The following is a 23355-nucleotide window of genomic DNA, read 5'->3' as shown; positions in this document are numbered from 1 at the left end:
CGGCGACAACGCGTAATCCAGATCAAGGTTCAGGCGAACGGCACGGCGCTGGTTCCGGGCGGCAGCTTCGCCTCGTCGTCCGGCTCGACATGGATGAGCACGCGTACCGACGGGATTTCCGCCTTCAGCGCATCCTCGATGCGGTCGCAGATGACATGGCTTTCGCGCACCGGCATGTCGCCGTCGACGATCAGGTGGAACTCTATGAAGGTGGCGCGGCCGGCGGTGCGCGTCTTCAGGTCGTGCACCTCCATGGCGCCCCTGGAATTCGCCGAGATGATGGCGCGGATGTGCATGTTGTCTTCGAGCGGCACCGCCTTGTCCATCAGGCCGCTCAGCGAGCCGCTGATCACCTGCCAGCCCTGGTAGAGGATGTTGAGGGCGACCAGGATCGCCAGCAGCGGGTCGAGGATGCCGTAGCCCGTCAGCACGGCGCCGACGAGGCCGGCGATGACGCCGAGCGAGGTGACGACGTCGGTCATGATGTGCCGGCCGTCGGCGACCAGCGCCGGGCTCCTGTCCTGCCGGCCGACACGGATGAGCATCCATGCCCAGCCGGCATTGATCAGGGCGGCAAAGCCGTTGACCGCAAGGCCCTCCCACGGCTGTTGCAGCGGCTTCGGATCGAGCAGCGCGTCCCAGGCGGCAGCCACGACCATCAGCGCGGCCACGACGATCAGCACGCCCTCCAGCACCGCCGAAAAATACTCGGCCTTGTGGTGGCCGTGCTGGTGGTCGCTGTCGGCGGGCTTCTGGCTGACCTTAATCGCCCAGAAGGCGGCGAACGAGGCGATGACGTTGACGATCGATTCCAGCGCGTCGGAGTAGAGCGCCACCGAGCCTGTCATCCGCCAGGCGAGCGTCTTCAGGCCGAGCACGCCGAATGCGACGGCGATCGACCAGAAGGCGAGGGAGGTGACGCGCTGCTTGGACGGCATGGCGCCTAGTCGAGGAAGAGATGGCCGGGAAATGGCCAGAGGGGATTGTCGCGGCAGGCCTCGCACCATCGGGCAGAATGCAGGGGGACGCCGGGCGCTGCCGTGGCGACCCCACCCGGCCGCTGCGCGGCCACCCTCCCCTCGAGGGGGAGGGAAGGCTGCCGCCCAGTCACGCCGCCTTGTCCTTGGCCTTGCGCGGCAAATGCGCCACGACGTTCTCGATCATGCGCATGCCGGCATTGCCGCCCAGCGTCATGATCGATTCCGGGTGGAACTGCACGGCGGCGATCGGCTCCTTGCGGTGCTCGAAGGCCATGATCACGCCGTCCTCGGTCTCGGCGGTCACGACGAAATCGTCCGGCAGCCGAACCGGGTCGGCGAAGATCGAATGGTAGCGGCCGACCGTCACCTCCTTGGGCAGCCCGGAGAAGATGACGCCCGGCTTCGACACGCGGATGCGCGACGGCTTGCCGTGCATCGGCACATGCAGGTGCCGGAGCTCGCCGCCATAGGCCTCGGCCAGCGCCTGCAGGCCGAGGCAGACGCCGAAGATCGGCAGGTCGCGCTGGCGTGCCTTGCGGATCGTGGCAGCGCAGTCGAAATCCTTCGGAGAGCCGGGGCCGGGTGAAAGCACCACGAGATCCGGCTTCAGCCGGTCGAACAGTTCCTCCGGCACCGGCGTGCGCACGGTCGAGACGGTGGCGCCGGTCTGGCGAAAATAATTGGCCAGCGTGTGGACGAAGGAGTCCTCGTGGTCGACGAGCAGGATGGTGACGCCGTCGCCGACGCGCGCGGTGCTGCGGTCGCCCGCCGCCGCGTTGCCGGCCCTGGCGTCCCTGATGGCGGAAAGCATGGCGGAGGCCTTCAGTTCGGTTTCTGCTTCTTCCTCTTCCGGAACGCTGTCGAAGAGCAATGTGGCGCCGGCGCGCACCTCGGCGACGCCGTCCTTGATGCGGATGGTCCGGAGCGTCAGGCCGGTGTTCATGTCGCCGTTGAAATGCACCATGCCGATCGCCCCGCCATACCAGGCGCGCGGGCTCTTCTCGTTCTTCTCGATGAAGCGCATGGCCCACAGTTTCGGCGCGCCGGTGACGGTGACCGCCCAGGCGTGGCTCAAAAAGGCGTCGAACGCGTCCATGCCCTCGCGCAGCCGCCCCTCGATGTGGTCGACCGTGTGGATCAGCCGCGAATACATCTCGATCTGGCGACGGCCGATGACCCGCACCGAGCCCGGCTCGCACACCCGCGACTTGTCGTTGCGGTCGACGTCGGAGCACATGGTGAGCTCCGACTCGTCCTTCTTGGAGTTCAGCAGCTTGAGGATCTGCTCCGAATCCGAGATGGCGTCGTCGCCGCGCTTGATCGTGCCGGAAATCGGGCAGGTCTCGACACGCCGGCCGTTGACGCGCACGAACATCTCCGGCGAGGCGCCGATCAGATATTCGTTCTCGCCGAGATTGATGAAGAAGGAATAGGGCGACGGGTTGATCGCCTTCAGCCGCCGCGAGATCTCCGACGGCAGCGACTCGCAGCGCTCGTAGAACATCTGGCCGGGAACCACCTCGAACAGGTCGCCGCGGCGAAAGCTTTCCATCGCCTTCTCGACCAGCTCGGCATATTCGCCGGGCTCGTGGTCGCCGCGCGGCGGGATGCGGTCGGCCGGGCGGAACGGCTCGGCCTCGCCCTCGCGCGGCAGGCCGGCGGTGTCGAAACCCTTGCCGGAATAGTCGTAGCGGTCGTGCCAGGCTTTCGCCGAATGATGGTCGACGACCAGGATCTCGTCCGGCAGGAACAGCACGAGGTCGCGCTGGCTCTCCGCCCGCTTCAGCGACTGCTCGACCGGGTCGAACTGGAAGGCGAGGTCGTAGCCGAAGGCGCCGTAGAGGCCGAGATTGGAATCCTGGTCGGTGTGGAAGAGTTTCGTCAGCGCGCGCAGCACCGTGAAGACCGAGGGAACGCGCGAGCGCTCCTCCTCGGTGAAGACGCGGCCGGGCTCGGCGATGGTCAGTGCCAGCCGGCGTTCCGTGGTCTGCGTCAGCGTCAAATCCTTCTCGGCGAGCAGCGTCTGCGCGATCACCGGCAGCAGCGCCTCGCCGCGGCGGTTCAGCGCCTCGATGCGCATGGAGCGGCCGCGTGCCGAGACCACCAGCGGCGGGTCGACGATCGCCGTGTCCCAGCGCGTGTAGCGGCCGGGATATTCGTAGTTGGAGGAGAAGACCGCGCCGCGCCGGCTATCCAGCGCGTCGACATAGGCTTCGATGGCCCCGGCATAGGGCGTGTCGTGGCGCTGGCGCACGATCGTTATGCCGCCCGCCGTCACGAATTTCTCGGCACCGTTGTCGAGGATCTCGACCGACATCCCTCATCTCCATCCGTTGTGCCGAGGGGTTCGGACCGGCATCAAAAACAAATGGCCGCCCGGACATCTCCTGCGGCCACCTCCTTTTGTCACGCATGCGCGCTTCGTCGGGCCGCTGTCAGCTGCCCCACCACCAGATGGTCTTGATCGAACGCATGTGCATGGCGATTCCAATAGCTGCGAACGGATGGCTGGGCAAGCGGATTCCGGCACCATTTGACCCCGCATATCCTTCTCCTTCGTCCCTTGAAGGAATCTTCGGCGCCGATGCTTAGAGATGTCACGAAGGGTCTAAAGCAAATTTAACGGTTGCCGCCTCGTGATGAAGGATGGTTTGGAGGATCGAAAACCATCGATGACCTTGCGGGGCGCTTCACGGGCCGCCGCCGCCGTTCTCGCCGGCCGCGCCTTCGATTGGCTGTCGTCGGCACCCACGCGGGAGAGCGCCAGGGTGCGCGCCCGTCTGGTCGACACGCTCTACGAACGCAAGGCGTTCGTCTGGTTCGGCTCGGTCAGCGTGCTCATGCTCGCGGTATCGGCCGCCGTCCTCACCGACGAGGTGTGGCCCTGGTACTGGCTGGCGGCCGATCTCGCGCTGCTCGCCTTCCGGCTGCGGGTGATCGAGCTGTGCGAGAAGGCCAAGGTCGCGCACGCACCGCGTCCGGTGCGCCGTCTGATGGCAGCCGGGACGGCCTGGTGCCTGGTCCTCGGCCTGGGCTCGGGAACCTGCGTGATCGCCGGCCCGCCGGCCCTGGCCATGCTGGCGGGCGTCAACGTCGCGGCCGTCGTCGGGGCGATCTCGTCGCGCAACGCCGCCACCCCGCGTTATGCCATGCTGGCGATCGCCTGCGTCAGCCTGCCGTTTGCGGTATCGACGCTGTTCTCGCCGATCCCCGGCGCCTTCCTCGTCGGGCTGCAGTTTCCGCTCCACATCGCTGGCATCGTCGTCATCCTCGTCCGCAACTACGAGAGCCATGTCAGGCTGGTGCGGGCCGAGATGCGCAACCGGCACCTTGCCCGCACCGATGCGCTGACCGGTCTGTCGAACAGGGCGGCGCTCACCGAGGCGCTGGCGGCGCTTTGCGCCGGCCTTTTCGCCAAGGGTGCGCAGCGCCGCGAGAGCTTCGCCGTGCTCAGCATGGATCTCGACGGCTTCAAGGCCGACAACGACCGCCACGGCCATGCCGTCGGGGATGCGCTGCTGGTCAGGGTGGCGGACCGGCTGCAGCGCGGTGTGCGCCCGCACGACCAGGTGTTCCGTCCGGGCGGCGACGAGTTCGTGGTGGTGATGCCCAACGCCACGCCGGAAGAGGCGGATTATGTCGCGCGGCGGCTGATCGAGAAGCTGTCGTCTCCCTTCCAGATCGGCACCGAAGTCAAGGCGTCGGTCGGCGTGAGCATCGGCAGCGCCTTGGCTCCAGTGGACGGCCTCACGCCCGACGCGCTGCTCGCCCATTCCGACCATGCGCTCTATGTGGCGAAGCGGTCGGGAAAAGGGCGCTATTTGCCCTATGCGGCGGCGCTTTAGATGGCGGGATGGAGCGAGGCGCGGGAACCGCAGGGGACAGTTTATTTTGTTTCCGCCCACGCCAGCCTCGAAGCGGCAGTGCCATTCTGCGGAAAAAAATAAACTGTCCCCGGCCCTTATCCGAGACTTGCCCGGCTCGGGCCAAGCTGAAGAAAACAACGGGCGTCGCTCAGGGGCAAAATTTTATCCCCTCCCTTTCAACTTCGCGCATACTCGCCGTGAAAGCCGCTCCCTGCGGGAACTTGGTGCGCACCGGGTATCAGGAGGGAGCGTCGGCGCCGGGTCGGCCGCGCAAACGGTAGCGCGGCTGGCGTGAGCTGGAGACCCGGGCCCCAGCCGCGAAGGTCGCGCGAATGCGGGCTAGCGGACGGGCAAGAACGCCGGCGGGGCGCGGGTCACCGCGCCACGTACTTAATTTGAGAGGCTCGGCCCCGCGCCCCGCTTCCCGCACTTCTCCCGCACGGGAGATTCAATGGCCAGGGCCGAAGGGCAGCGTGGCGAGGATGAAGGCTGGGATGATGTTTGCCTCCCTCCCCGGGGGGCAGGGCAATCGCATATGCCGATGATGATCTTCATTCCGGGGCCGCGCAGCGGAACCCGGAATCCAGAGCGTTGGTGTCGAAGGAAAGCGACCTCGCAAATATCCAGGAACTTCGAGCAACGTCGGCACTCTGGATTCCGGGTTCCGCTGCGCGGCTCCGGAATGACGACGCAGAGCTGTCTGCCGCTCCTATACAACTCATATGCGATAGCTCTGCCCATAAGGGGCAGGGGCAGGTGGCCCGATGGCGGGTGTTTTGTCGGTCGCGGCGCGTGACCGGTCAGTCCTCCAGCGCGCCTTGCCGCGCGGTCGCGCTCGGGCCGTTGCCCACCAGCTTCAACAAATCCTCGCCGGCATGGGTCGTGCGCCGGCACACGCGCGTGAGGATGGTGCCCGACTGCGGCGCGAACACGTCGGTGCAGCCGCCGTCCTCGCCGGCCGCCTGGACGATGGTGGCCAGCCTGTCGCCGCGCCGGACCCGGTCGCCGGGGATGACGTCGAACAGGATGGCGCCGGCGCATGGAGCGGTCACCACGTCGATGTGTTCGATCGGCGCGACCCGACCGGCAAACGGTCCGGGCGAGGCGAGGGTCGGGTCCTCGATCACGCCGCGCGCCACGAGCAGCCGGTACAGCCCTTCGGCATCCGCCGACGCCAGCTTGCGGTCGACATCGAGCAGGCCGCGATATTCGACCGTGGTCACGACCCGGCGGTCGAGACGGGCCTCGCCCGCAGGCATCAGCAGGTAAGGATGCAGGGAGGCTTCGTCGAAGGAGGCACCGGAAGAACCTTCCCACAGGATCACCGCCGCCACGCCCATCGCCGCGGCGCAGTCGGCCATGGCTGGCCAGAGCGTGCTGGGCACGTAGAGATAGTCGACGCCCTCGTCGTCGCAGTGCAGGTCGAGCACGATGTCGTGCCCCATCGACAGGGCGACCAGCCGCTGCTTCAGCCGCTGGTCCACCGTGCCGCCCGCGCTCTCCGCCAGGGCGGCCTCGGGCCGGTCGAGCAGCGGGAAATGCCGGTTGAAGTTGTCGCGGGTGCCGAGATGGAAGCGCCCCTGGATCTGGCCGAAGTGGTACTGGGCGCGGCCGACCGGGTTGGCATGCGGTACCACCGTGAGGCGGCCGCGCAGCCGGCCCTCCGCCTCGGCCTTGCGCAGCAGCGGCATCAGCGCGTCGATGGCGACGGTGCCGGGCAGCTCGCCGGCATGCAGCGCCGCCTGGATGTAGGCGGCGGGCGCGGCTTCGTCCGTTCCCTCGAAGCGGAACACGGGGAAGAAGTAGGCGACGCCCTCGGTGTCGCCCAAAATGGTCTCGATGCTCTTCTGCATTGGTGTCACCCGACGAAAGCCGGGCGACAATGGCCGGTCCGGAAGCGGCCCGCAACGGCCGTGGCATGCGATCGGGTGGGCCAGCCGGGGCACAAGGGGAGGGCGGCGGCCGGAGCCGCCGCGCTCCGATGGCGATCAATTCACCGCGGCAATGGTGCCGAGCCGCAGGAACAGCGTCTCGCCGGAAGAATCGTCCACGCCGTCATTGTCGGTGACGACGAAGGCGTTGCCGGCCGCGTCGATGGTGAAACCCTCGATCTTGTCGACCACATAGCCGTTGGTCGCCGACTTGAGGTCGGGCAGCAGGTCGCGCACCAGCGTCTTGTCGACCACCGGCAATTCGCCGTCGAGCGGCGCCGGCTTGAAGGCGTCGAGCGATACCGCATAGAGCCTCTTCACCTTCGCCGCGTCGCCGATCAGGTTGTCGCGCTCGATGACGTAGAGCTTGCCGTCATGGGCGGTGATCTCCGACAGGCCGATCCAGCCGGCCTCGGTGGCGTCGAGCGGATAACGCACGCCCGACCAGTCCTTGGTCGCCGGCTTGTAGGCGAGCAGTTTGGTCTGGCCCTTGGGATCATCCTTCCACCCGCGCTGGACAGCCATCACCAGCGTCAGCTCGTCGCCCGAGCCGATGGTGGTGATGCCTTCGAGGCCGAAGCGGGTCTCGCCGGCGAGCAGCGCGGCCGGAAACGGGATCTCCTTGTCGATCGCGCCGTTGCCGTCGACATGGAAGATGCCGTGCGGCGTCATCTTGGCGCTATCCCCTTCATTGGCCAGCCAGAAGCCGCCCTCGCCGTCGGCGACGATGCCTTCGAGGTCGAGCTTTTGCGCCGGATGGCCGCCGCGGGTAACGACGGTCTTGCCGGTGATGAGGGCCGGCGTCTGGCTGGCGTCGATGGTGAAGATCGACGGGGCCGCCGAATAGACCGAATCCGACACCGCGTAGAGTTTGCCGACAGCCGCCGGATCGGCGGCGAGGCCGGAGAGCGCGCCCCAGCCGAGCGGCGTACCATCCTCGTTCGGCTGGGCGACGATCATCGGATAGGTGGCGGGGCCTTCGGCGCGCTCGTAGACCATGACGTGCGAACGAGCGAGATTGTCCTCGCCGAGGTCGGTCTCGTTGGCGGTGATCAAAAGGTTGCGCGACGGAATGGCGACCAGCCCTTCCGGCCCGATGCCGGACGGCAGCACCTGCGCGAATTCCGGCACCGCGCCGGTGTCCTTGTATACGCCGATCAGCGAGCCGCGCTCGGAAGCGACGAAGAACAGGTTGTCGTCGCCGAAGGCGGCGGCCTCGAGACCTTCCGGCTCGTTGCCCTTCTTGTTGCGGTGCTCGGGATAGTGGCCGACTTTTGCGACCTCGTATTCGAAAGCCGGACCGGATTCGTAGACGACCTCGCCCTTCCTGCTGAAGATGGTGAAGCCGCGCGTGCCGCCCTTGTAGTCGCCTTCGTTGGCGACGACGAGCCGGTCGTTGTCGAGCCACTTCACCGCGTCGGGCTCGCGCGGCGTGGCCTTGACCTGGCCGTCGAAGGACAAGGCGCCGTCCTTCCTGGTGTCGACCTTGTCGAGCTCGACCGATCCAGCCGAGAAATGCCCGACGATCCTGGCCGAAGGGGCGTCGACGATGGCCATGTGGTTGTTCTCCTGCAGCGTCACGGCGATCTCGTCGGCGTCGTTGAAGGAGACGAATTCCGGCTCGGGATCCTCCGGCGCCACCTCGGCGAGACCGGTGAGCTCGACGGTCTTCATGCCGGCGCAGTCCGGCACGCCGTCCTTCAGCGGAAGAATTTTCAGGTTGCCGGCGGGCATCTGCGGGATCTCGCCGTCGTTCAAGTCCTCGTCGCGCTCGTTCTCGATGGCGATGGCAAGCCATGCCTTGTCCCTGCTGACGGCGACCGAGTCCGGCTGGCCGCCGAGATCGCAGGCGGCTTCGACCGTCTTGCCGGCGAGATCGATCACCGACAGATTGCCGGAGGGCTCGGCCTTCGATTTGGACGTGTTGACGCCGGCCAGCACCTTGCCGCCGACCACGACAACCGATGTCGGCTCGCCGTCGATCTTCACATAGCCGCCGGCCTTCGGCGCCTTGGGATCGGTGATGTCGATGATGCCGATTCCGCCATGCGGGCTGTCGGAATAGACCAGCGTGTTGCCGTCCTCGCTGGCGGCAATGATCTCGGAGGAGGTGGGCGACTTGCGGTCGGCTTCCGGCAGGTTTTCGGCCACGGCGAAGGTGGCGACGCGGTTGAACATCATATCGGCATGGGCGGGCAAGGCGGCGGAGGCGAGCAGCGTCGCCGTCAGCGCGAGCAGGCGCGGTTTCGTGGACATGGAGTCTCCCCTGAAATCTGGATGCCCGACCGCTTTGGGCGTGCGCTGTTGCAGCGCGATGACGGTCCGGTGACGGTTCGATGACAGTGCCCGCCGGTGCGATGTGGCCACCGTCCTGGCCCAGCGACCCGTGCCGTCAGCGCGTTGACACGCTGTCGGGAAAGTCGGTTCATCGGGCATGTTTCGGCCCAGCCGAGTGCACGCAACAGGGACGATGATGATGAGCAAGCAGATCGAACAGGCGAAGACGTTCCGGGCGCTTCACGTGAAGGGCGATCCGGTCGTCCTCTACAACATCTGGGACCCGGGCAGCGCCAAGGCCGTCGCCGCGGCGGCCGCGAAGGCGATCGCGACGGGGAGCTGGCCGGTTGCGGCGGCCTTCGGCTTCGCCGATGGGGAAAAGATCCCTCTCGATCTTGCGCTGGACAACATCCGGCGCATCGTCGCGGCAGTCGACTTGCCGGTGACGATCGACCTGGAGGGCGGCTACGGTGTAGAGCCGGCGGCCGTCGCGGCGACGGCGACACGGGCGCTCGAGGCCGGCGCGGTCGGCTTCAATTTCGAGGACCAGGTCGTCGGCGGAAGCGGCCTCCACGACATCGCGGTGCAGGTGAAGCGGATCGCCGCCATCAAGGAGGCGGTCGACGCTTCGGGCATCCCGGCTTACATCAACGCGCGGACCGACATTTTTCTGAAGGCCAAACCGGACGAGCACAGCCCGGAATTGCTGGACCACGCGATCGAGCGGGCCAGAGCCTACGAGCAGGCCGGCGCCACCGGCTTCTTCGCGCCCGGCGTCGGCGACGAGCGCCTGATCGAAAGGCTATGCGCGGCGACGGCGCTGCCGGTCAACATCATCGCCCTGGCGCATGTGCCGCCGCGCCGGCGGCTGGCCGAGCTCGGCGTCTCCCGCATCAGCTACGGGCCGGTGCCCTACCGCAAGATGGCGGCGTGGCTGGAAGACCAGGCGCGGCAGGCGATCTCGGGTTAGGTCCGTATTGCAGGGGCACCCGTCGCTCCATCAACGGCGCGTTTGGCCGGCTATGGCTCACCGGCGGGGCGAAGCACGTCCTCGACAAGTTTTCCCGGGCTGGCCGGGCGCTCGAGTTGCTCGAACGTGCATTGCCGCGGCGCCTTGTCGGGCCGCCAACGCAGCAGTTTTGTGCCGTGGCGGAAACGGTCGCCGGTCACGTGGTCGTAACGCACCTCGACCACCAGCTCGTGCCGCAGCGGCTCCCACTCGCCCGAGCGCTCGGTCGACCAGCGGCTCGGCCCGCCGGGGGCGTTGCCGGTGAAGCCCGGCGGGCCCTTCAGCGCTTCCAGCCTTGCGGTCAGGGATGCGCGCTCCTCGGCATCAATCGAGGAAGTGAAGCCGACATGATGGAGCAACCCGGCGCGATCGAACAGGCCGAGCAGCAGCGAGCCGACATGGCGGGCGTTGGCGGCGTAGCGGAAGCCGCCCACCGCGCAGTCGGCGGTGCGCAGGCGCTTGACCTTCAGCATGGCCCGTTCGCCACTGTCATAGACGCCGTCCAGTCGCTTGGCGACGACCCCGTCGAGCGCGCCGCCGGCGCGATCCAGCCACCTGGAAGCGACGCGCCTGTTCCGCGTCATCGGCGACAGCCGGAAGCCGGGTGCGCCGGCGATTGCGGCGAAGAACCGTTCGAGCTCGGCGCGGCGGCGCGTCAGGGGAGAAGTCAGCAGCGAAAACCCGCGTTCCGTGCCGAGCATGTCGAACAGGATGAAGGTGGCCGGCGTCTCGCGCGACAATTTCCGGATGCGGCTCTCCGCCGGATGCAGCCGCATCTGCAAGGCGTCGAAGGACAGGTGACCGCGCTCGGTCACGACAAGTTCGCCGTCAACGATGAATTGTCCGGCCGTCAACGAGCGGATGGCGTCCACCACTTCCGGAAAAAAGCGGCCGAGCGGCTTGCCGGATTTTGCCCTGAGATCGACATTGTCGCCCGAGCGGTAGGCGATGCAGCGGAAACCGTCCCATTTCGGCTCGAACTGCCATCCCGGCTCGTCGGGCAGCGCCTCGACGAGCTTCGCCTCCATCGGTTCGATCAGCCGAAACGGGCTTTCGCCGCCGGCTCGCTCCGTCGCGGCATGGATTTGGGGCATGGCGCCTCCTTCGTCCACAACCGCCCAGGCGCAGCCACGGTTCCGACCACGGCCTCGTCGGTGACGACGCATGGCGGCGGCCGAACGCGCCGCCATGCACGGCTCCCTCAGAACAGCCCCTCGATCTGCCCCTCTTCGTTGAGGAATATCTTCTCGGAGGATGGTGCCTTGGGCAGGCCGGGCATGGTCATGATCTCGCCGCAGATCGCCACCACGAAGCCGGCGCCGGCGGCCAGTCGCACCTCGCGCACCGGCACCACATGGCCGGTCGGCGCGCCCCTGAGGTTGGGGTCGGTCGAGAACGAATACTGGGTTTTCGCCATGCACACCGGCAATTTGCCGTAGCCGGCGTCCTCCCAGGCTTTCAGCTGGTCGCGCACGCTCTTGTCGGCGATCGCCTCCGAGCCGCGGTAGATGCGCTTGACGATGGTGTCGATCTTGTCGAACAGCCGGACGTCGTCGGCATAGAGCGGCGCGAACTGCGAGGCGCCGCTCTCGGCGAGCTGCACCACCTTGTTGGCGAGTTCCTCGATGCCGGCCGAACCCTCGGCCCAGTGGCGGCACAGAACCGCCTCCTCGCCCATGCCGGCGACATAGTCCTTCATCGCCTGGATCTCGGCCGGCGTGTCGGAATGGAAATGATTGATGGCCACCACCGCCGGCACGCCGAACTGTTTTACGTTCTCGATGTGGCGGCCGAGATTGGCGCAGCCTTTTCTCACCGCCTCGACGTTCTCCTTGGAAAGGTCTTCCTTCTTCACTCCGCCATTCATCTTCAGCGCGCGCACGGTGGCGACGATGACGGCGGCGGCGGGCTTGAGGCCGGCCTTGCGGCATTTGATGTCGAAGAACTTTTCCGCGCCGAGATCGGCGCCGAAGCCGGCCTCCGTCACCACATAGTCGGCGAGCTTCAGCGCCGTGGTGGTGGCCACCACCGAGTTGCAGCCATGGGCGATGTTGGCGAACGGCCCGCCATGCACGAAGGCCGGGTTGTTCTCCAGCGTCTGCACCAGATTGGGCTGCATGGCGTCCTTCAGCAGCACCGTCATGGCGCCGTCGGCCTTGATGTCGCGGGCATGGACCGGGCTCTTGTCGCGCCGGTAGGCGACGATGATGTCGCCCAGCCGCTTCTCCAAATCCTTCAAATCGGTGGCCAGGCACAGGATGGCCATCACCTCGGAGGCCACCGTGATGTCGAAGCCGGCCTGGCGCGGAAAGCCGTTGGCCACCCCGCCCAGCGACACGACGATGTCGCGCAGCGCCCGGTCGTTCATGTCCATGACGCGGCGCCAGGCGATGCGGCGGATGTCGATGCCCTGCTCGTTGCCCCAGTAGATGTGGTTGTCGATGAGGGCCGCGAGCAGGTTGTGGGCGGTGGTGATGGCGTGGAAATCGCCGGTGAAGTGCAGGTTCATGTCCTCCATCGGCACCACCTGGGCCAAACCACCGCCGGCCGCCCCGCCCTTGACGCCGAAGTTGGGGCCCAGCGAGGCCTCGCGGATGCACACGATCGCCTTTTTGCCGATGCGGTTCAGCCCGTCGCCCAGCCCGACCGTGGTGGTGGTCTTGCCCTCGCCGGCCGGCGTCGGGTTGATGGCCGTCACCAGGATCAGTTTTCCGTCCCTGCCGCCGCGCTTCGACTTGATGAACTCGGCCGACACTTTTGCCTTGTCATGGCCGTAGGGCAGAAGATGCTCGGATGGAATGCCGATCCTGGCGCCGATCTCCTGGATCGGCAGCTTCTTCGCAGCACGTGCTATCGCGATGTCGGTCTTGAATTCGGCCATGGGGCTTCCCTGGATTCGGTTCAGGTGTTTTCGCGGGCGGACGGCCCGCGTCTCTCCGGTGCGCATAGAAGCCCAAGCCTGCGATTTTGCGCCGTCTCAAAACAGCCGCCCGATGCACGGATTGCGACTTGTGCCTTGCGGGATGCCCCGTAAGCTTGGCGAGAACGCAATGTCGCAGGGGGATACGGCATGCGTCTGCAGAATGCCGACAGAGCTGTTCTCGATATTGGGAAGCTCGAGAACTATTGTCTGGACGAGACCCATCCGCTTGGCAGGCACAAGGCACGCGTATTTCGATCGGCTCTCGGAGTTGGAGTCGTGGATGCCAGATGGCTGCGTGAAGCAATCCTCCGGGGTATCCTCGTCGCAGAAGCACAACCGCTTGAAAGCGATCGCTTTGGCACAAGATACGGTGTTGACCTGTTGCTCCAGCGACAGGGGCGCGAGGCCATGGTAAGGACGGCATGGATCCTCGCGGAACCGGCAAATCTGCCGAGATTCGTGACCTGTTGGGTGCTATGATGCGAGAGAGCGGACGATTAAAGACCAGATCAGTGCCGAAGCTGCTCGACGTGGTTGAACTTGTCGCAGCGCGGCCGGAGACCGGACTGAAGAAAGGTTCCCTCGGCACTGTTGTCGAAAATCTTACAGGCGGCTTCTTCCTAGTCGAGTTTTGCGACGACGACGGTCGGACGCTTTCCGTCGAAACGCTGTCAATCGGTGACTTCGTGGTTCGATAGTCAAGATATCTGGTCGGAGCCGAACGGAAAACATGTCGTCAAGGATCAAGTATTCCCCTTGCACTGCTATCGCGTCAGCACGTTGCTGATCTCGACGAGGTTCGAGCGCACCCGCAGGATGTAGAAGCCCATCGTGGCGAGGTGGGTCGGGGTCAGCCAGCCGTCCTCCCGGCCATTGGCGATGATCAGCGGCTGGATGCGCAGCGCCGAGCGTGCCTGCTGCTCCATCGTGTCCCACAGCGCGTTGAGATGGCGTTCGGCCAGCACCTGCTCGAAATCGGCCTGGGCGCCCTTGAGCAGCCCGTAATAGGCGTAGAGCTGGCCGTAGGCGAACCAGAAGCGGTCGTCGGCGCGAGTGTCGAACCAGCCGTTGTTGTAGTTCTCCGAGCGCTCGCGCAGGATGGCGGAGGTGTCGCCGAGGGCGCTGGAAATACGGTCGAGATACTGGATGAGATTGTCGGCGCGCGCGTCGAACACGGCCTCGCAGCGCGACAGTCGGTCGTTGAAGGAGCGCAGGTCGGTGACGATCGCGCGATAGTAGCTCGGCGTCGGCGTCTTCGGGCCGAACGGGCTCAAGCCGAAATACCAGGTGTATTCGTCGAACTGGGCGTTGCCGCGGGCGCTCTGCAGGTTGGAATCGATCTGCGAGGTGGTGCGCACGCGTCCCAGATTGTCGGCGAGTTCCGTTGTGGTGCGGCGTACCGCCTCGTGGATGCCGCGCTGGAATGACGCCTTGTTGTCGAGGAAGGGAGTCCTGTCCCAGTCCATCCCGAACAAGCCGAGCTTGTAGAGGATTATCGACGAGATCCAGGCGTTCTGGTTCACGTTGAAGTCGGTCAGGTCGGCGGTGATGTCGGCGATCGCCGAACGCGCGCAGGTCCGCGAGGTGGCGTTGGCGGCCGAAGTCTCCTGTCCGGCCGAGACATTGTCGAACGTGTAATTGGCAACGTAGTCGGGGTTGAAGTTCGTCCAGGCCTGCGTGTTCCAGATGAAGTAGCCGTAGAGGGCGACCAGCAGGACGAGCCCGGCGCCGACGACGGCCTTGAGGATCCAGCCACGCTGCACGTACCAGCGGCCAAGCCACATGAACGGCCACAGGAGGACGCCGACGACCAGGCCGATGCCGCGGCCGATCATCTGGAAGACCCAGGTGAAGAAGTTCACGATCGGATCGAGCATCCCGCAGTCACTCCTCAGGCGGCACCGGCCGGATGGCCGCGGTTCGGCGTCAGTCCGTCAGCCCGTAGAGCCGGCTGCGCAACCCCACCTTGTCCTTGAGATATGAGGTTTTCAGCGTATCCACAACATAGCTGCGGAAGCTTTCCGTATAGTTCTGATAGTCGCGGTAGAAGCCCTGCTTGTTGAAGACGTAGCGCGACAGGAAGTCATAGGACACGAAATCCGAGATCAGCCTGTTGGTGAGCCAGGCGTCCGGATGGTCGGGCTTGGCGCGGACCACCAGGAAGCGATGCTTTGGCAACACCTCGTCAATGCGCAACTGCCCGTACTGCGCGATCTCGCGCTTGGCGGCGTTGAGGAAGGGAAAAGTCCCCTCACGGTTGATGCGATCGGCGTTGGCGTGAATCCAGGTCTGCAGCCAGACCTTGTCGAGCTTCGAAAAGTCGGCGTTCGGCTGCGCCTCGTGGATCAGCGAGGCGATCAGCATCTCGGCGCGATGCTCGAGATAACCCGAGGTCTCGATCCAGGAGGCGCGCGGCAGCTCGATGCGGCCGGTCGAGGCGAGGAAGGTGAACACCCGCTCGGCATCCGCGATCGACAGGTAGCTCACCTGCCACGGCCTGGAGCGGCGGAAACCGGGCGCCGACGGAGCGCTGATCACCGTGGTCATGTCGGGATCGACCAAGACGTAGAGGCCGCCGAAATGGCTGGTCCAGAAGGCGTTGTGGCGAAAGATCACCTGGTCGGGCACCAGCGCGTTCTCGCGGATGTCGCCGCACACCTTGGCGAGTTCCACCATGCGCTTCAGCATGGCGTCGTCACGCCAGGCATCGGGTTCCTGTTTCAGCCGGTCGACCAGCTTTCCGAGCTCGGCCGCCTTGCCGAGCACGTCCTCGGCGGACAGAACCCGGAACTCGACCTGGTTGATCGACAGCAGATCCTCGATGTCCTCGACCTTGCTAACGGAGTCCTCGATCTCGCCGTAGATCACGTCCTTGATAGTCAGCGCGTTGATGGCGCGCTGGTTCCTGGTCATGAACTCGTAGAGAAGCTGCGAGGTGTTGGAGAAGGCGGTGTGCACCACCGGCAGGTCGACCTGCGACGGGGTCAGGATGATGAAGCGGCGGTTGACCTCGTTGGGATCGAGATAAAGCGGGTCGCCAAGCTCCTCGGCGACCTGGGGAGAAAATCCGCCGCGATCGATCTCGAAAGACGTCCGTTTCGTCACCGGAAGGCCAAAGGCCTTCAACGCCTTGTTGTAGCGCTCGACCAGATGCGGCTCCTCGACCGGCAGCAGCCGACCGTAGATCAGTTCGTTGTCGAGGAGGAGGTCCAAGTCAAATCCTACGTTTGAGGCACGGCCAGACGGATGCCAGCTCGGTGCGTGGCCGCGATGAGCTTCTTGTCGAAAGTGGCAAGCGGCAAACGCCGCCGTTGGGCAAGGTCGAGATAAATCGCGTCATAAACCGTCAATCCATGTGCATCGGCGAGTTCTACCGCCGAATGCATACGGTCTCGACCATCGATGTCGTGGACCAGCTTCAGCGCCTCCATGAATGCGAGCGCTTCCGAGCGTGATTCGCGGTCGATCCTGTCGCGGCGGACAGCCGTCGTCAGCCCGTTCGCAAACTCGGCGCGAAAGATGAAGGGGACATGACCACCTTCGCGCATCACCTTCTCAAGAATTGTGTCGGCCACGTCGCTGCGTTCGTCAATGAGCGTCCAGGCCAGCGCCATCGAATTGTCGACCACCACGCTCAATACCGCCGCCCCTCATTGACAAGGTCTTTAAGGCTTTCAGGCCCGGGGCGGCTTCGCACACGAATTGCCCTTAAACCCTCCGCAGCGCTACGCACGCTCTCCAGGTCTCGCGTTTCGACAGGTACGAGACGGGCGATAGGTTTTCCGTTGCGCGTGATAGTCACCTCTTCACCGGCCACGACCATGTCCAACAATGAACTGAGTCGGTTCTTGGCTTCAAAAGTACCAACATGCATTGCAGCCTCCTAGCTAGCTTAGCTAGACATAGTGGATGGCGGCCGTGGCTTCAATCATCAAGCATTCCACAACCCCTGCGCCTTCAGCGCTTCCATCTCCTTCACCGCCCGCTCGCGCAGCCTCGCGTCGCGGATCAGCTTGCCCACCGCCGCGTCGTCGGACTTGTCGGAATAGCGGAATTCGGAATCGGCGTAGCGGTTGATCTCCTGCATGACCATGTCCATCGAGAACGGCCCGCGCAGTTCCTCGATCATGGCTTTCTTGTCATCATAGCCCTTGTGCATGAAGGCTTCCGGCTTTTCGAACCAGTCGTCCGGAAGTTCGATGTCCATTGCCCGCATCTTGATGGCGTCGGTGACATTCTTGATGGCGCGGCCGGTGAAGCGCGGCTCCGCCTCCTTGATCAGGTGCAGATAGGTCCCGACGTCTTCCATGGTTTTCGGCGCGCCGTTCTCCTTCATGAAGCGCTCGTAGACTTTCATCAGCCCGTCTTCCTGTGGCTTTGCATGCTCCTCATAGGCCTCGGCGACGGCGCGCTGGATTTCCTGGGCGGCATAGAGGTCGTGGTCGCCCAACGGGATCTTGTGGTTCTTGCCGGCGAGCAGCACGAAGATGTCGACATAGTCGTCTTTCGTCTGCGGCCCGTCGACAAGCCAGCGGGCGCCGGCCCGCTGCCGCAGGGCGTCGTCGACATTCTCCGGATAGTTGGAAAACATGCCGAAGGAGCAGTTGCCGCGGATTACCGTCATGGCGCCGGAAAAGGCCGCCATCAGAACGCCGGTGATCTCGTGCTGGCCGGCGGACGCGCGATCGTCGGAGCGTTTCGCCGCCACCTGGTCGATGTCGTCAATGGTGCCGAAACCGATGGCGCGCGGGTTGAGCACATTGTCGATGAAGGCGCGGCAGTTCTGCCCCGATTTGCCCTGGTAGGAGGAGATTTGGTCGACGCCGAAATTCTCGTAGTGAAAGGGATAGCCGGCCACCTGCGCGTAGCCGTTGACCAGCCCGGCGATCATCTGGATCAGCGTCGTCTTGCCGGTACCGGGCGCGCCGTCGCCGATGAAGGTGAACAGAAACCCGCCGAGCTCGACGAAGGGGTTGAGCTGCCGGTCGAAGTCGTAGGCAATCAGCATCTTGGCCAGCTTCACCGACTGGTATTTCGCGATGTGGTTGCCGACGACCTCCTCCGGCTTCTTGAAGGTCATCACCAGCGGTTTCGTCTTGGGTCCCGGCGCCACATCGAAGCCGTCGAGGGTGAAATCGTCCGCATCGATGCGGATATGGGCGTCCTCGAAGGCGCCGATGCCGTCGAAGCGGCCTTTTCGTGTCAGAAGACCATCGATGGCGACACGGGCGAAAGCCTTGGCGCGGATGGCAAGGTCGGCCTCGTCCTTGACGCCGGAAACTGCGTGGTCCAGCCCGGCGACCAGCGCCTTCAGCGCATCCTGCGCCGTGTCGAAGGCGAAATGCGGCTCAGCCACGTCATTCGGCGCCTCCCCGTCGGAATCGACGAGCTGCCAGAGATAGGAGGCGAAGGAGAAGGCCGATATGTAAGTCGCGGCCGATAGAAGCTTCTTGAACTGCGCCGCTTCCTCGCCTTCCAGCGGCGCACGCGCATTCCTGGCCTGCAGACTCTCCAGGTCGGTTGCCCTGGCAAAGACGTCGGCGACAGCCAGGGCGATGGCGATGCCGCGGCGGGCGCGGAACAGAAGCGCGTGCTGGCCGATCGACATCAGCGGGTCGCCGGGGCGTACGGCTCCGACCGTCTTGGTCAGCTCGACCTCGCGGGTACGCCGTACCGAGCCGGTCGAAACGGTCGAGACGAAGCGCCGGTTGGTGCCGGCAAGCGCGGTGCCGGATTCGCGCGAAGAATCCTCCAGCACCACCACCCGCGTGATCATCGACTGCGCGATGGCGTTGTGCTTCTCGATGTCCGCTTCGGGGATGGTGGTCAGGCCGGTGTCCATCGTCACGTCCTCATCGGTACAATCTTGCCGGAGGTGGCGGTCACGTCCTGCGCCTGTTGCGCAGCGGCGAGATACATGTCCAAAGTCTGGTCGAGCCGGCTAAACAGCAGCTTGTCGAATGCGGCATGGCCTTCGCCGCGCTGCGACGCTTCAAGCGCCGAAATATAGGCCGGCCGGTCCCCGGGGCGGATGGCTATCGGCGGATAACCGGCGCGCGCCAGAACCAGATTCATGAGCAGACGCGCCGTACGACCGTTGCCGTCGTTGAACGGATGGATGCCGACAAGCCGCAAGTGGGCTTCAAAGGCGGCTTTAGGCGAATCCTTTTCTGCGGCCAGCCAACTGCAAAAGGCCTGCATCAGCGCCGGAATCTCGATAGGCGCTGGAAAGTCGTAGCTTCCTGCATCGGTGTTCACGTAACGCGGACGATCAGCGTATCGCCCCGCGATGTCGGGATTGGATTTTGCGACGACGAGCCGATGCAGGTTGCGAACATCTGTCTCGCTGACCGGCGTTTCGGTTTGAGCGGCGATCTCCAACACCCAGGCAAGCGCCTGCGCGTGGTCGATGGCCTCGAGGTGATCCCGAAGCGGTTTTCCGCTGACCGTTATGCCCTTTTCCAGTACCAGCGCCGTTTCGCCGGCGGTCAGCGTGTTGCCCTCTATGGCATTGGATGTGTAGGTGATGTCGATCCGCTGACTATGTTCCAGACCGTCCAGCGCACCGGGTCGGATTGCCTTCCTGAGGGCATCGAGCTGCCGCTTCTTGGCGGAAACGGTCGCGACCGAAATCATTCGGGCCACCCCGCAAGATGGTGGGTTGTGCCGATTGTGGCCACGCCCTCACACATCGCTCACCACCTGTCCTTTCGACAGGATGTGCACCTTGTAGCCGTCGAAGATCTTTCGCGCCTCGCCGGCGGCGTAGAGCGCCTGATAGGCCTCGTGCGGCACCAGCGCGTGCTTCTCGTAGCTGGACACGCCCTGGCGCGCGGCCTCGAGGTCGTCGGTGTTGATGTGGAACTCCTGCGTCGACTTCTCGCTCGACCACAGGCCGCGGCGTCCCGGCTTCTCGGCCTTCGAAAACACCTCCTGCTGCGTCCAGGTGAGCAGCCAGGCGTTTTCCGGCTTGCGCACCTTCGACAGTACCTCGGTCACCACCGAATTGTTCTCGGTGATCCCTGCCGAATAGAAGGGGCCGAGCACGACGCGGCGCAACTGCTTGGGGTGCAGCGTCTCGAAATCCTTGTCGAGATTGGTGGCGATGGTGGCCGGCGACAGCGTGTAGGCCGAGTTCTTTTCGGTGAAGTCGTCGAAACGGTGTGCCAGCTCAGGATTGAGCAGGCCGTCGACGGGCAGCGGGATATCGATCTTCTCGTTGAGCTTGCCGTTTTCGGCGACCAGCTGCTCGATCATCGCCGGCGAGGAGTCCTCGATCGTCGCCATGTAGATTAGCGGCAGGTTGGCGCTGCCGTCGAAGGCTGCCCAGTGGACGAGATAGTAGGGGCGGAACGTCTTCGGATTGACCGAGACCTTGGCGGTCTGCGCAAGGTTGAACGGGCTGAACACCGCGCCCGCGCCGATGCCCTCGAGATAGAGGCGCTCGGCCATCGAGCGCTGCAGGGCCTCCGGGAACTCCTTGTGGCGCAGGATGAAGTCGGCCATCTCGGCCCGCAGTTCGTCCGGTTCCGGGATCGCCGCCAGCCGCTTGTCGGCAGTGCGCCGGTCGTTCTCCAGCTCCAGCAGGTTCTGGAACACCGGAAAACCGCTCTCGGCGCGCGAGATGCGGAATTTGTCGAGAAAACCCAGGCGGTTGCGCCAGCAGCCGAAGGAGATCTCCAGCCGAGCGATGTAATCGGCCACCACCTTCGCCACGATGCCATGGCGATAGAGCGGCGAGGAATCGTCGCGCATGAAGACGCCAAGCCCGTCGAGGGCGGCTGTTATGGCGTCGAAATAGCGGACGGCCGGATCGGAGGCGGGGGTTGTCATGCAAGGTGTTCCGGTCGGCTTGAGCTCCTTCGCACCCCCCTCTGTGCTGCCGGACATCTCCCCCTCAAGGAGGGGGACTGGCAGTTTTGAGCACGCCACTCAGTTTCCAACGTGGGTGATTGGCGAAACCAAAACGGCCGGCTGATCTCCCCCCTCGAGGGGGAGATGTCCGGCAGGACAGAGGGGGATGAGGAGAAACTCAAGGCAGACCCGTCAACAAGGTTGGCAGACTACGACTGCACGTAATCGGACGCGTTGTGCTTGCGCAGCACATCCTCGAACCGGCGCGCGAAGGCATCGTCGGCGAGCTTCTTGCGGCGCTGGATGTCGGCGGTGGCCACCATGTTCTTCTCATGCATCTCCAGGAGGTCGCCGATGTGCTTCTGCGCCGCCGCGCCGATGCCGGCCATCGTCTCCTCCGCGGTGTTGTCCACCTTGCTGCCCAGCGTGTTGATCTTGTGCGCCACCTCCTGCTGGGCGGCGGTCTTCAAGCTGTCCTCAAGCGCCTTGTAGAGGACGATGCGCTGCTCGGTGTCGATGGTCAGCTTGTTGATCAGCGTGTTCTGCGCGGCGATCTGGTTGTTGAGCGAATCGACGAAGGTCTGGAACATCGAGGTGTAGCGCTCCAGCGTCTGGCTCTCTGCCAGCAACTCCTGTTCCTTCGCCTGCTTCTCGTTGTACTCGGTCGCGAGCTTGGAGCGCTCGCCCTCCAGTTCCGTCCGCTCCTTCTGGCTGGTCGAGGCGGCGATCCTGTTTTCGATGTCGAGCAGCAGCGGGTTCAATTCCTCGATGCGCTTCTGCACCGCCTCGAGGCTGGCCATGGTGCTCTTGCGCCGCTCGATGACGGTGGCAAGGCTCGTCTCCGAGGTTTTGTAGCGGTCGGTCAGCACCTCCTTCTGCGCCTTCAGGATGCCGACGATGGTGTCCGATTTGGACAGCAGTTCCTGCAAATTGCCGGCCAGCGACATATTGCGCACGCGATCGGTACGCATGCGCTGCTTGGTCTCGTCGGAGAAGATGCCGACAAAACTCTCCCAGCCGGTGAAGCTCTTCATGTTCTCGAACTCGGTGCCGAAGACGTTGGTGGCGTCCTCCAGCCCGATGATCAGATCGGCGATGTTCGATTCCATCACCTTCTGCTGCTTGAGAACGTCCTGGATGCGGGCGTTCTCGATGTCGAAATCCTCCGCGCCGATTTTCTTGTCGGTCGTGGCGAGCTTGTCGAGGACCGTGCCGGACTGTTCGATCTTGGAGCGCATCTCCTCCACGACCTGCTTCGTCTTGGCAATTTCAGCATCGAAGTTCTGCAGCGTCGCCATCATGCTCTCCCCGGGACCGGCGTCAGGTGGCAGCGAATATATGTGGCGCCTTCCGCGAATAAAAGACGATTCGCCTACTGCCTTGTCGTCAGACGAAATCGGTCTGTCGCCATTTGACAACCGCTTGGCGTAGGTTGCGCGGCCATTGCGCTTGAAACCGCAGGAGAATGGTGTTTGGCTTGCGGCAGCCAAACACAGCAGCGGAACGCTGCGACCGAAAAAATATCAATGGGAGACTATCTCGCATGTCACGCATAAAACTGTACGCGCTGTCTGCCGGCATGGCGGCAATGCTGGCCGCCGCTCCGGCGCTGGCTGCCGACCCCGACAGCTGCAAGAAGGTCCGCTTCGCCGATGTCGGCTGGACCGACATCACAGCCACTACCGCGACGGCCTCGGTCATTCTGGAGGCGCTCGGCTACGAGCCGGACGTCCAGGTCCTGTCCGTGCCGGTCACCTACACGTCGCTGTCGTCGAAGGACATCGACGTGTTTCTCGGCAACTGGATGCCGACCATGGAAGCCGACATCAAGCCGTATCTAGAAGACAAGTCCGTCGAATCGATCAAGACCAATCTCGAAGGCGCCAAGTACACGCTCGCGGTGCCTAAATTCACCTACGATGCCGGTCTCAAGGACTTCGCCGACATCGCCAAGTTCAAGGACAAGCTCGGCAACAAGATCTACGGCATCGAGGCCGGCAACGACGGCAACCGGCTCATCCTCGACATGATCTCCTCCGGTAAGTTCGATCTCTCCGGCTTCGAGCTGGTGGAGAGTTCCGAGGCAGGCATGCTGTCCGCCGTGCAGAAGGCGGCAAGTTCCAAGGAGGACGTGGTCTTCCTCGGCTGGGAGCCGCATCCGATGAACGCCAACATCGAGATGGCCTATCTGTCGGGCGGCGACGAGGTGTTCGGCCCGAATTTCGGCGGCGCCACCGTCCATACCAACGTCCGCGCCGGCTATCTCACCGACTGCCCGAACGTCGGCAAGTTCGTGTCCAATCTCGTCTTCACGCTGAAGATGGAGAACGAGATCATGGGCGCGATCCTCAATGACGGCAAGGACCCGAAGGCGGCGGCCACCGAATGGCTGAAGGCCAATCCGGACACCGTCACGCCCTGGCTGGCCGGCGTTACCTCGTTCGACGGCGGCGACGCGGCCGCGGCTGTCAAGACGGCGCTCGGCGGCTGATCCGGCAAGCGCCGGCGGCATCGT

The 23355-nt window shown here is 64.7% G+C and carries 19 protein-coding genes; 5 read left to right on the top strand and 14 right to left on the bottom strand.

From position 1 onward, the window contains the following. Positions 1-29 precede the first annotated feature (29 nt). Both AC5JDC_RS02790 and AC5JDC_RS02785 read right to left on the bottom strand, forming a co-directional pair. Positions 30-938, bottom strand: a complete 909-nt coding sequence (locus tag AC5JDC_RS02790) for a cation diffusion facilitator family transporter (RefSeq protein WP_495838917.1) — start codon at positions 936-938, stop codon at positions 30-32. 169 nt (positions 939-1107) lie between these two features. Beyond that, positions 1108-3297, bottom strand: a complete 2190-nt coding sequence (locus AC5JDC_RS02785; RefSeq protein ID WP_495838915.1) for an anthranilate synthase — start codon at positions 3295-3297, stop codon at positions 1108-1110. Positions 3298-3652: 355 nt separating this feature from the next. Between AC5JDC_RS02785 and AC5JDC_RS02780 the strand changes: the two genes are divergently transcribed. Then, positions 3653-4825 carry a diguanylate cyclase domain-containing protein gene (locus AC5JDC_RS02780; RefSeq protein ID WP_495838913.1) on the top strand — a complete coding sequence of 391 codons (1173 nt, stop codon included), beginning with the start codon at positions 3653-3655 and terminating at the stop codon, positions 4823-4825. 821 nt (positions 4826-5646) lie between these two features. Here AC5JDC_RS02780 and AC5JDC_RS02775 read toward each other — a convergent pair. Together AC5JDC_RS02775 and AC5JDC_RS02770 are read right to left on the bottom strand one after the other, a co-directional pair. Further along, positions 5647-6699: a M14 family metallopeptidase gene (locus AC5JDC_RS02775; protein ID WP_495838911.1), complete on the bottom strand. Its 1053-nt coding sequence runs from the start codon at positions 6697-6699 to the stop codon at positions 5647-5649. A gap of 135 nt (positions 6700-6834) precedes the next feature. After that, the gene (locus AC5JDC_RS02770; RefSeq protein ID WP_495838909.1) at positions 6835-9033 is read right to left on the bottom strand and encodes an esterase-like activity of phytase family protein; all 2199 of its coding nucleotides are present in this window, start codon (positions 9031-9033) and stop codon (positions 6835-6837) included. Positions 9034-9253: 220 nt separating this feature from the next. Between AC5JDC_RS02770 and AC5JDC_RS02765 the strand changes: the two genes are divergently transcribed. Beyond that, positions 9254-10024, top strand: coding sequence for an isocitrate lyase/PEP mutase family protein (locus AC5JDC_RS02765; protein ID WP_495838907.1), 771 nt, complete (start codon positions 9254-9256; stop codon positions 10022-10024). Positions 10025-10074: 50 nt separating this feature from the next. Here AC5JDC_RS02765 and AC5JDC_RS02760 read toward each other — a convergent pair whose 3' ends face one another. Continuing rightward, positions 10075-11157 (bottom strand): ATP-dependent DNA ligase, encoded by a 1083-nt coding sequence (locus tag AC5JDC_RS02760; protein ID WP_495838905.1) that lies wholly within the window; start codon positions 11155-11157, stop codon positions 10075-10077. A gap of 107 nt (positions 11158-11264) precedes the next feature. Further along, positions 11265-12944 carry a formate--tetrahydrofolate ligase gene (locus AC5JDC_RS02755; protein ID WP_495838903.1) on the bottom strand — a complete coding sequence of 560 codons (1680 nt, stop codon included), beginning with the start codon at positions 12942-12944 and terminating at the stop codon, positions 11265-11267. 189 nt (positions 12945-13133) lie between these two features. On the opposite strand from AC5JDC_RS02755, the gene AC5JDC_RS02750 reads away from it, so the two are divergent. Continuing rightward, entirely contained in the window at positions 13134-13466 is a 333-nt protein-coding gene (locus AC5JDC_RS02750; RefSeq protein ID WP_495838901.1) for a DUF6883 domain-containing protein, read from the top strand. After that, on the top strand, positions 13409-13684 hold the full coding sequence (locus tag AC5JDC_RS02745; protein ID WP_207770993.1) for a DUF4926 domain-containing protein: 276 nt from the start codon (positions 13409-13411) through the stop codon (positions 13682-13684). Before AC5JDC_RS02750 ends, AC5JDC_RS02745 begins: the two co-directional genes overlap by 58 nt. A gap of 66 nt (positions 13685-13750) precedes the next feature. Here AC5JDC_RS02745 and AC5JDC_RS02740 read toward each other — a convergent pair whose 3' ends face one another. The 8 genes from AC5JDC_RS02740 to AC5JDC_RS02705 form a co-directional block, all read right to left on the bottom strand. Further along, positions 13751-14863, bottom strand: coding sequence for a DUF2333 family protein (locus AC5JDC_RS02740; RefSeq protein ID WP_495838899.1), 1113 nt, complete (start codon positions 14861-14863; stop codon positions 13751-13753). A 49-nt stretch (positions 14864-14912) separates the two neighbouring features. Further along, positions 14913-16199: a DUF6638 family protein gene (locus tag AC5JDC_RS02735; RefSeq protein ID WP_495838897.1), complete on the bottom strand. Its 1287-nt coding sequence runs from the start codon at positions 16197-16199 to the stop codon at positions 14913-14915. 8 nt (positions 16200-16207) lie between these two features. Next, a complete protein-coding gene (locus AC5JDC_RS02730; RefSeq protein ID WP_495838970.1) occupies positions 16208-16618 on the bottom strand; it encodes a type II toxin-antitoxin system VapC family toxin in 411 nt (136 codons plus the stop codon). A gap of 2 nt (positions 16619-16620) precedes the next feature. Further along, positions 16621-16860, bottom strand: coding sequence for a type II toxin-antitoxin system Phd/YefM family antitoxin (locus tag AC5JDC_RS02725; RefSeq protein WP_495838895.1), 240 nt, complete (start codon positions 16858-16860; stop codon positions 16621-16623). Positions 16861-16917: 57 nt separating this feature from the next. After that, a complete protein-coding gene (locus tag AC5JDC_RS02720; protein ID WP_495838893.1) occupies positions 16918-18828 on the bottom strand; it encodes an AAA family ATPase in 1911 nt (636 codons plus the stop codon). A gap of 2 nt (positions 18829-18830) precedes the next feature. Beyond that, positions 18831-19622 (bottom strand): Fic family protein, encoded by a 792-nt coding sequence (locus AC5JDC_RS02715; RefSeq protein WP_106772363.1) that lies wholly within the window; start codon positions 19620-19622, stop codon positions 18831-18833. 48 nt (positions 19623-19670) lie between these two features. After that, complete coding sequence (locus AC5JDC_RS02710) at positions 19671-20819, bottom strand: hypothetical protein (protein WP_495838891.1); 1149 nt, start codon at positions 20817-20819, stop codon at positions 19671-19673. A gap of 230 nt (positions 20820-21049) precedes the next feature. After that, positions 21050-22138, bottom strand: coding sequence for a hypothetical protein (locus AC5JDC_RS02705; RefSeq protein ID WP_495838890.1), 1089 nt, complete (start codon positions 22136-22138; stop codon positions 21050-21052). Positions 22139-22383: 245 nt separating this feature from the next. Here AC5JDC_RS02705 and AC5JDC_RS02700 point away from each other — a divergent pair, with 245 nt between their 5' ends. Beyond that, entirely contained in the window at positions 22384-23331 is a 948-nt protein-coding gene (locus tag AC5JDC_RS02700; protein ID WP_106772361.1) for a choline ABC transporter substrate-binding protein, read from the top strand. Positions 23332-23355: the final 24 nt, after the last annotated feature.

The sequence above is a fragment of the Kumtagia sp. genome, assembly GCF_059502445.1.
The sequence above is the reverse complement of the archived record's forward strand: the minus strand, read 5'-3'. Positions and strand labels throughout refer to the sequence as shown.